General features: G+C 68.2%; 8 protein-coding genes and 2 pseudogenes. 5 read left to right on the forward strand and 5 right to left on the reverse strand.

Features of this window, described 5'->3' with window-relative positions:
* The first annotated feature begins 11 nt into the window (after positions 1-11).
* Positions 12-1268: an MFS transporter gene (locus tag ACWGI6_RS05285; protein ID WP_453266226.1), complete on the forward strand. Its 1257-nt coding sequence runs from the start codon at positions 12-14 to the stop codon at positions 1266-1268.
* Between the two features lie 10 nt (positions 1269-1278).
* On the opposite strand, the gene ACWGI6_RS05290 is transcribed toward ACWGI6_RS05285, so the two are convergent.
* Positions 1279-2088 (reverse strand): methyltransferase domain-containing protein, encoded by an 810-nt coding sequence (locus tag ACWGI6_RS05290; RefSeq protein ID WP_453266227.1) that lies wholly within the window; start codon positions 2086-2088, stop codon positions 1279-1281.
* 632 nt (positions 2089-2720) lie between these two features.
* Here ACWGI6_RS05290 and ACWGI6_RS05295 point away from each other — a divergent pair.
* The gene (locus ACWGI6_RS05295) at positions 2721-3320 is read left to right on the forward strand and encodes a DUF4142 domain-containing protein (RefSeq protein WP_453266228.1); all 600 of its coding nucleotides are present in this window, start codon (positions 2721-2723) and stop codon (positions 3318-3320) included.
* A gap of 211 nt (positions 3321-3531) precedes the next feature.
* Here the strand turns inward: ACWGI6_RS05295 and ACWGI6_RS05300 are convergent.
* Positions 3532-3843, reverse strand: a pseudogene (locus ACWGI6_RS05300) (MarR family winged helix-turn-helix transcriptional regulator); the annotation flags it as partial.
* On the reverse strand, positions 3844-4365 hold the full coding sequence (locus ACWGI6_RS05305) for a MarR family winged helix-turn-helix transcriptional regulator (RefSeq protein ID WP_453266315.1): 522 nt from the start codon (positions 4363-4365) through the stop codon (positions 3844-3846).
* 505 nt (positions 4366-4870) lie between these two features.
* On the opposite strand from ACWGI6_RS05305, the pseudogene ACWGI6_RS05310 reads away from it, so the two are divergent.
* Both ACWGI6_RS05310 and ACWGI6_RS05315 read left to right on the forward strand, forming a co-directional pair.
* Positions 4871-5195, forward strand: a pseudogene (locus ACWGI6_RS05310) (hypothetical protein); the annotation flags it as partial.
* 27 nt (positions 5196-5222) lie between these two features.
* Positions 5223-5870: a class I SAM-dependent DNA methyltransferase gene (locus ACWGI6_RS05315; protein ID WP_453266316.1), complete on the forward strand. Its 648-nt coding sequence runs from the start codon at positions 5223-5225 to the stop codon at positions 5868-5870.
* A 352-nt stretch (positions 5871-6222) separates the two neighbouring features.
* On the opposite strand, the gene ACWGI6_RS05320 is transcribed toward ACWGI6_RS05315, so the two are convergent.
* Positions 6223-6354, reverse strand: a complete 132-nt coding sequence (locus ACWGI6_RS05320) for a hypothetical protein (protein ID WP_453266318.1) — start codon at positions 6352-6354, stop codon at positions 6223-6225.
* A 120-nt stretch (positions 6355-6474) separates the two neighbouring features.
* Positions 6475-7074, reverse strand: a complete 600-nt coding sequence (locus ACWGI6_RS05325; RefSeq protein WP_453266229.1) for a TetR/AcrR family transcriptional regulator — start codon at positions 7072-7074, stop codon at positions 6475-6477.
* 165 nt (positions 7075-7239) lie between these two features.
* Here ACWGI6_RS05325 and ACWGI6_RS05330 point away from each other — a divergent pair, with 165 nt between their 5' ends.
* Complete coding sequence (locus ACWGI6_RS05330; protein ID WP_453266230.1) at positions 7240-8193, forward strand: alpha/beta hydrolase family protein; 954 nt, start codon at positions 7240-7242, stop codon at positions 8191-8193.
* Positions 8194-8446: the final 253 nt, after the last annotated feature.

The raw sequence follows: 8446 nt of genomic DNA on the forward strand, positions 1-8446 counted from the left end.
GAGTCTTGCCGGTGCACTCCTCTCTCCTGAAACAGGCAGACTTCCGCTGGTTCTTCACCGGGCAACTGGTGTCCCTGCTCGGCAGCTCCATGGCACCGGTCGCGTTGGCCTTCGCTGTCCTGGACGCCTCGGGCAATACCGGCGATCTCGGCATCGTCCTCGCTGCCCGCATGGCGCCCCTGCTGGTCTTTCTTCTGGTAGGAGGAGCCGCTTCCGACCGGTTCCCGCGCCGGACGGTGCTGGTGGCCGCCAATCTGGGCTGTGCGCTCGCCCAGGGCGGCACCGCTGGGCTCCTGCTGACCGGCCACTACTCGCTGCCCCTCGTGGCCGCGCTGGAAGCCATGGGCGGCGTCCTCGCCGCGTTCACCACACCGGCATTGCGCGGTGTCGTGCCCCAGCTCGTCGACAGGACGCAGCTCCGGCAGGCGAACGCGCTGCTGGGGTCGGTACGCAATGCCACGAAGGTTCTCGGGCCGAGCCTGTCGGGCCTCCTCGTCGTGGCTTCCGGCAGCGGCCCGGCCCTCGCCTTCGATGCGTTGACCTACCTTCTGGCGGCGGGATGCCTCACCCGCCTGGCCGTCGCCGCCACGGCAGCCAGGACCCGGCCCACTGCCCTGCTGACCGGCATCCGCGAGGGCTGGACCGAGTTCCGCCGTATCCCCTGGGTCTGGAGGGGCGCCGTGTCCTTCTGTGTGATCAACCTGGTGCAGACCGGCACTTGGCAGATCCTGGGACCCGCGCTCACCCGGCAGAGCAGCGGCGAGGCGACATGGGGATTGGTGCTCAGCGCCCGCGCCATCGGCCTGCTGGTGATGAGTGTGCTGATGTACCGGCTGACGGTGACGCACCTGCTCCGTCTGGGGCAGCTGGCGAGCACGCTCGGCGCCCTGCCCCTGCTCGTGCTGGGCGCGCACCTCAACGCCCCCTGGCTGATCGCCGGAGCCTTCCTTGCCGGGCTGGGCTCCTCCCTCACGGGCATCGGCTGGGACACCTCGCTGCAGGAGCACGTTCCCACGCACGTACTGTCACGTGTCTCGTCCTGCAACGATCTGCTGTCCTACCTGACGATCCCGATCGGCCAGCTCTGCGTCAGTCCCCTTGCCCAGACGTTCGGCGGCTTCCGGGTGACCACCACCGCGGGCATCATCTACGCCGTCGCGGCCGTCCTGCCCCTGGCATCCACCGCAGTCCGTCGGCTCCCGCACGCCCAGGCCGAAGCGCCTGACGTGACGGTTTCCGGCAAGGCTCCCGAAGCAGCCGGGGGATGACGGACCGGTCCTACGGGCTGTCTTCCAAGGGCCGGCGGCCCCAGGCCGAGATCATCGGTGAGGTGGCCAGATCGAGTCGCCCTGCCGCGATGTTGTCGAGGTGCTGCTCGATCTCCTCGTCCGTGGCGAGGCCCGCGGCGGTGAGCTTGCCGCGCACCTGGTGGACTGTGGCCGCTTCGAGGGCGTCGCACGCGGGCGAGGCGATCGGGAAGTAGGCGTCGGCCTCGACATCGATGAGGCCGACCTCGCGCAGCAGCCGCGGCAGCTTGCGTCCGTAGGCGAGGTCGGCACCGCGCTGCTGCAACAGTTGACGGAATCCGGTGCGCAGCCGGTTGGCCAGCTCCTGCTCGGGGCCGTACTCGTCGGGGCAGATCAGCGGCTGCAGCGCGGGATCGGCGTCCTCGATCAGCAGCCAACCGCCAGGGCGCAGAGCCTGGGCCATGGTGCGCAGCGCGGCATCGCGGTCGGTGACGTGGACGAGGACGAGGCGGGCGTGGATCAAGTCGAAGGGGCCGGCCGGGGGTTCGTCGGCGGCGACGTCGTGGCGGAGCACTTCGACTCCCGCGGCGGCGGCCGTCTCGGCCCAGGACACGTCGATGTCGGTGGCGAGCACACGCCCGCGAGACCCGGTACGCGCGGCGAGCCACGCGGAGACGGTCGGTCCCCCGGCCCCGACCTCCCAACACCGCCATCCCTCATCGATCCCGACCGTCTCGAAGTGCCGAAACGTCGAGGCGTCGAAGAGGGCGGCCAGCGCATCGAAGCGTGTACCCGCCTCGACCTGCCGGTTGTCCAGAAGGTACCCCTTATCCTGACCCATGCGGCGATCATGCCATGGTGGAAAGGCGGCGTTCGTCCGCCCCGGCTGCCGTTCGGAACTCGGTTGCGGAGCCGCTCCGAACTCGGTTGTGGAGCCGCGCCGTAGTCGGTTGCGGTCCGGCCGGTCCGTTCCGGAATGGTGTGGGGGGGCGATGTTCCGACGCCGCGGAAGCCAGGCGCGGACGGCGCCTTGGAGCTGCAGCCCTTGCCGCCTCGGACGCGGTCAGGCAGCAACCGAGGCCGTTCCAGGCCGAGTTGCAGACTCGTAGCGCTCCCATCACGGCGGTGATCAGCGCCGAGCCTGACAGCTGACCGCTGCCCGCGCTCGTCCAGCGGCCATGAGTGTTATCGAGGGTGGATCCGCCATCATTCGCAGCATGCGGAGGGCAGGGCGATGCGGCGGCGGGATCGTATCCGATGGTTCTCGAGCGTTACCCGGTTTTGAGCATCATCGCTGAATCGATTCGTTTGCCTCATGCAAAGATTAGCGTGGCTCATGCCCCAGCAGTCCGCTGCGCCACAGCGCTCGCAGGCGAATTGTCGCGCACTCCAGGAGGCATGATGAAGTCTCACGCTCGGAATCCCAGGCAGTCATCCAGCCGCGGTCGGGTGCTCACCATAACGGTCGCTCTCGTGGCCGTTATCGCCACCGTATCCGTGTGGCTTGCCCAGCGAAACAGCTCCGCCGACGAGTCGGTGTCCGCCGAGCTCCCGGCAGCAGGAGCAGGCTCAGCAGCCCGTCAGGCGGGTAACACAGGTGCCGTCACCGCACTGGACAAGACCTTCCTCACCAAGGTCCGGCAGGCCGGGCTGTGGGAGATGCCGGCCGGCCGACTCGCCCAGACGCATGCATCGAGCGAAGCCATCAAACGCGCCGGCATGCATCTGCTCGACGGCCACAGCAAGCTCGACGAGCTGGCCAGGGAGGACTCCGAGGCGCTGAACGTACCCATCCCCGACCAGGCCACCGCCGAACAACAGGGCTGGGTGGATCAGCTGAAGAATGCACATGGCCGGGCGTTCGACCAGCTCTTCGTGGACCTGCTGCGCGCTTCCCACGGCAAGATCTTCATCACCATCGGCGAGGTCCGGGCCTCCACCAAGAACACTCTGGTCCGGCGGCTGGCCACCCAGACCAACAACACCGTCCAGGACCACATGGACGTCCTGGAGGACACCGGCCTCGTCAATGACGCCACGCTCGATGACGTCGCCTCCACCATCCCCAAATGAACAAGCGCCGTGCCACGAGGGTTGCATCCACCCATGGCGCAGTGGCACCTCGTGTAGCAGTCAGGCAGGGCCGACAGCGCCTCACCCTGGCGTATTCCAGCTGGGAGCCGAAGCGTCCTTCCGCGCACGCGTCGGCCCGTGCAGATCTCTCACCCCAGGCCCGCACGCGCGCGGCCGCGACGGGCGATCAGAGCCTGCCGCGGGTCCGGAGTCATGAGCCGCCGGCATCACGCTGCGCAGAGACGTCGGCCCACCCCAGGGGATGCAGCTCCGCGTCATCCGGGGGCGGCTCGCCACCCGCCTCATTGAGAGCGGTCAACGCCTTGATGAGGGCGGTCCGTTGACGTGGGGCGAGCCGCTCGACGATCGCACTGATCTCGGCACGGCGTCGGCCGGTGACGTCCTCCACGGTGCGACGCCCCTCCTCCGTGAGCCGCAGTAGGGTCTGGCGGCGGTTGTCGGGGTTGGTCTGCCGGTCTGCCAGGCCCGCCGTGATGAGCCGGTCCACCATGCGCATTGCGGATCAGAGTGGGGGCGGGTCGGTCCAGCCCAGCGGATACGGTTCGTGCACGGCGGGCGGAGCGCCCGGCTCACCCGCGGCCTCCGTGAACGCGGTGAGCGCCTCGACCAGCGCGCTCCCCTGCGCAGGATCCATCCGCGAAACGATCGCCGAGATCTCTTTCCGGCGCCGGGCCATCACCTCTTCGACGATGCGCCGACCGTCCTTGGTGAGTCGGATCATGGTCTCGCGGCGGTTTTCGGGGTTGGCGCGCCGATCCGCCAAGTCCGCGGCGGCCAGCCGGTCGATCATGCGCATCGCAGTGGACGGGTTGACGCCCAACAGCTCGGCAACCGTGGAGAGATTGACGGCGCCGTGCACGGACAGCACGACCAGCAGTCGGAACTGAGGCAGAGTCACCTTGTCCTCGGCCGCGGCCAGCGAGCGAGCGGAGACGCCGACGAGCACCCGCGAGGCGGTCAGCACGGCCCGGGTCACCGCATCGACATCGCCACTGTTCCGTGCCCCTTGCGCGCGCTCGATCATGCTCTTTTGTACCTCGATCAGGCGCGAACCGGACAACGTTTGCGTCATGCAAAGTGGGTGAGGAGAGGAAAATTTGCGAACTGACACGCCCCTCGGCCGCGTACCGGCGCCCGGCCGACGGACATCGGCCGCCCGGCTGACGGATCGACCGCGGCCTCGACGTACACAGGCCCGAGACGAGTGGCCTCGGAGACATAGTGGAGGGCAGCCCGTTCCGGCCCGGCCCTGGTCCGACTCTTTCGTAAGTGCTGTGCCCTGGGAGCATGGTGTCTGGATATGCGGAGGGCGCGCCGAATGCAGCGCGGGCATCACTGGAAGACGTCGTGCGGACCCGCGTCATGCTCACTGACGTGACTCTGATGGCGGGAAGCCGCACAAGCCCACGGAGAGCGGTTCGCGGCGGTCCGCCCAGCATGCACCTTTGTTGAGGTCTCGCGTTTCATCGATCCGGACTGGCTCGTCGAGGTAGAGCTCCACGCCATCCTCGGCCCGTGGAGGACGGGGCTACGAGCGCCATCGACTCTGGTCAGCTGACGGCACGTGGGTACGCCTGTTCCGGCAAGTCCAGGCCGCAACCGACATACTCGGCACGATCGATTGGGACGTCGCGGTGGACTCCACCAGCGTGCGCGTGCACCAGCACGCCGCCGGCGCTCGCATCGAGCCGCCGCCTGCGCCAGTGACGGCAAAGGGGCCCACGCGCCAGAACATCCGGACGAAGCCCCGTGGCAGAGCCTTGTCGGCCAGCTGGTGGAGGTGGCGCAGGAGGTGAGGGCGTGGGCCGCTCGCGTGGCGGCTTCACCAGCAATATCCATCTGAGCGCCGACGGGAAGCCCTCCACCCACTACGGTCTCCGGGTGACCGAACTTCAGACCTTGCGTGCCACCCGTGAGTCCTACGACGCCATCGCCCCCACCTACGCGCAGCTGTTCCACGACTCCCTGCGCGACCGTCCCCTGGAGCGCGCCCTCCTGGGCGCCTTCGCGGAGCTGGTGCGGGCGAACGATGAAGGCCAGGTCGCAGACCTCGGCTGTGGGCCTGGGTACGTCACAGCTCACTTGCACGGGTTGGGCCTGAATGCCTTCGGTGTCGACGCCTCCCCCGTGATGGTCGAGCTCGCTCGCGAGGCGAACCCCGGACTTCGCTTCGAGGTCGGCTCGATGGCTGCGCTGGACATCGAGGACGGCGCACTGGGCGGGGTGCTCTCGCGGTGGTCCGTCATCCATACCCCGCCGCAGGACGTGCCCGCCATCTTGGCCGAGATCGCCCGGATCCTGGCTCCCGGCGGGCACCTGTTGATCGACTTCCCCGCCACCGACGGCCCCCACCACGAGACGCAGGCCTACGACCATGCGGTGGTAACGGCCTACCGCTGGTCCCCCGACCGTCTCGCCGCGCTCCTGCGCGACCAGGGATTGGCTGAGGCAGCCCGCACGGTGATCGAGCCGAAGCCCACCGACCAGCGGCAGTTCCAAGAGGTCCAGCTCCTCGCCTGCAAGGCGTAGACCTCGATCACGTGACGGCATCGGCTCGGATCGTTGGGCTGGGGGGATCGGGCGGGATCGGCTGGGCGAGGAGGAGCAGCCTCGCGAGTCACCTGTTCGCCCGGACAGCTCCTGGATGAATGAGTCCGATGTTTGTGCTGGCCGCGACCATGGCAAAGGGCGCCCGTTGGCTCGTGTGGGACTACCAGCCTGGACGCCCTTCTTGCGGCACGGTACGGGCGACCCCCGAAACTGACGGACGCCGAACTGCTTCCTTCGGTGGGGCGAGGCTGCGCAAGTAGCCGCGAAAATCCAGGGAGTGCGTGCGGTTCTTCGTCGTGGGCTTGTGGAAGTCGTCCTCCCGCGGCCCCGACTACGTCCGGTCCGCGCTGGTGAGCGTCACCTCGGCGATCCTCGCGACGAGCCTGCCCAGCTCGGACAGCGGAAGCATCTGGGCTCGCCGCCAGGTCACCACCGTTCCGCTGCCCCGGCGGACGATTCGCACAAGGCGCCGCCCCCTCGTCGTCATCGATCTGGCGGCGCATGCTCGTCCTGCCACCCAGGCGGCCTGGCGACACAACGCTGTCCGAACTACCCCTCGCCGCATACGAGTTCACCGTAGGCATCAGGAAGACCGTGGTCGTCGCTGTAGCCCCTCAAGGAGCAGTTCGACCAAGCGGCGGGGGTCGTAGCGAGGGTCGCTGTCACGTCCGATGCAGAGGTTGCCGATGCCGCGCATCAGTTCGTAGGCGTGTGTACCGGGCCTGATTTCGCCAGCGTTGACCGCGGCGTCGAGCAACTGCGCGCAGACGGGCACCAAGCGGTCGAGGAAGTAGGTGTGCAGCGCGTCGAAGCCGCTGGTGTCCGACTGCAGCGCGTTGGCGAGCCCGTGTTTCGTGACCAGGAAATCAACGAAGAGGTCGACCCACTGACGGAGCGCTGCGAGCGGAGAGTCGGCACTACCCAGCAGGCTCGGGCCGGCCTCGGCGCATGCCTCGACCTGGTGGCGGTAGACGGCGACGACGAGATCCGCCCGAGTCGGGAAGTGGCGGTAGATCGTCCCCATCCCGACGCCCGCTCTGGCCGCGATCTCACGGATGGGCGCATCGACGCCGGAGGTGACGAACACCGCAGCGGCGGCGGCAAGCAGCGTCTGCTGGTTGCGCTGCGCGTCGGCCCGCTTGCTTCGGGCCGGCACCTCCCCGGAGGGGCTTGTAGCGGGCACCACGCTCTCCTTTCGACGGCCGTTGACAAAGCGGAACACTGCTCCGTATGTTAAACGGAACAACGTTCCGGTTCAGCTTAGCTGAAGCCGGACGCTTCTGACCGCCTCACCCGCTGCCGGCCGAACGGGACCGGCAGCAGAGGCCATTGAAGGGAAATACGCGTCATGAGTGCATCGACCTATCCAGCCGGCAGCTCGCCCACTCCAGTCCTCTCGGTCAGTCCGGTGGTGCTGTTAGTTCCCGGCCGAGCCGTGGACCTGGAGGTACGGGTCTCCGCGCCCGTGACCGGGAGCGACCTGCCGGTCATCCTCCTCTCGCACGGCCAGGGTTACTCGAACCACCTCTCCTCGCTGAACGGCTATGCACCCCTCGCCAACTTCTGGGCGGCGCACGGCTTCGTCGTGATCCAGCCCACCCATCTGAGCTCCAGGACACTGAGACTGGATCCCGATACCCCCGGGGCGCCTCTGTACTGGCGATCACGGGCCGAGGACATGAAGTGCATCCTCGACCAGCTCGATGTGATCGAGGCTGCCGTCCCGCAGCTCCTCGGGCGCCTGGACCGAAGCAAGGTCGCCGTAGCCGGGCACTCGATGGGCGGGCACACCGCGAGTCTGCTGCTGGGCGCCCGGCTCTCCGATCCGCACGACGGAACGGAAGTGAACCTGGCCGAGCCTCGAATCAAGGCGGGTGTACTGCTTGCCGCGCCCGGCAGAGGCGGCGATGCCCTCAGCGAGTCCACAGCCGAGAATTTCGCTTTCCTCTTGACCACGGACTTCTCCGAGATGACGACGCCCGCGCTCGTGGTCGCCGGTGACAAGGATGCCTCTGCCCACCTGACGGTTCGGGGCCCGGACTGGCACACCGATCCGTACCTCCTCTCGCCGGGCCCCAAGTCCCTGCTCACGCTGTTCGACGCGGAGCACGGGCTCGGCGGGGTCTCTGGGTATGACGTCGGCGAGACCACGGACGAGAACCCCGAGCGAGTGGCTGCGATCCAGCGGCTCACATGGGCCTACCTCCGTACAGAGCTCTATCCCGGGGATTCCGCTTGGCAGGCGACGTGTGACGCGCTGACGGCCGACCCCAACCCGCTCGGACGAGTCGAATCCAAATAGGCCGAAGAGGCACCCTCTCTGCAGCGGACCAACAGCACGAGACGGCTGCTCTCGACGATGAGAGAGTCGCCGCGCCGGGAGCATCTTGCGACTGATGCTCCCGGCTTCGTTCCGTAACTCGCGGACAAAAAGGGGCGGTGGCCCGCAGGGGAAACTGCGGGCCACCCCCGGGGTCTAATATTGGAGGGGCCCCACAGTGCCGGGGGGGGGGTGGGGGGGTCAACCGGGGAACGCCGGGGTTGGCGTTGTTGGG

It is taken from the genome of Streptomyces sp. NPDC054786, assembly GCF_053611685.1.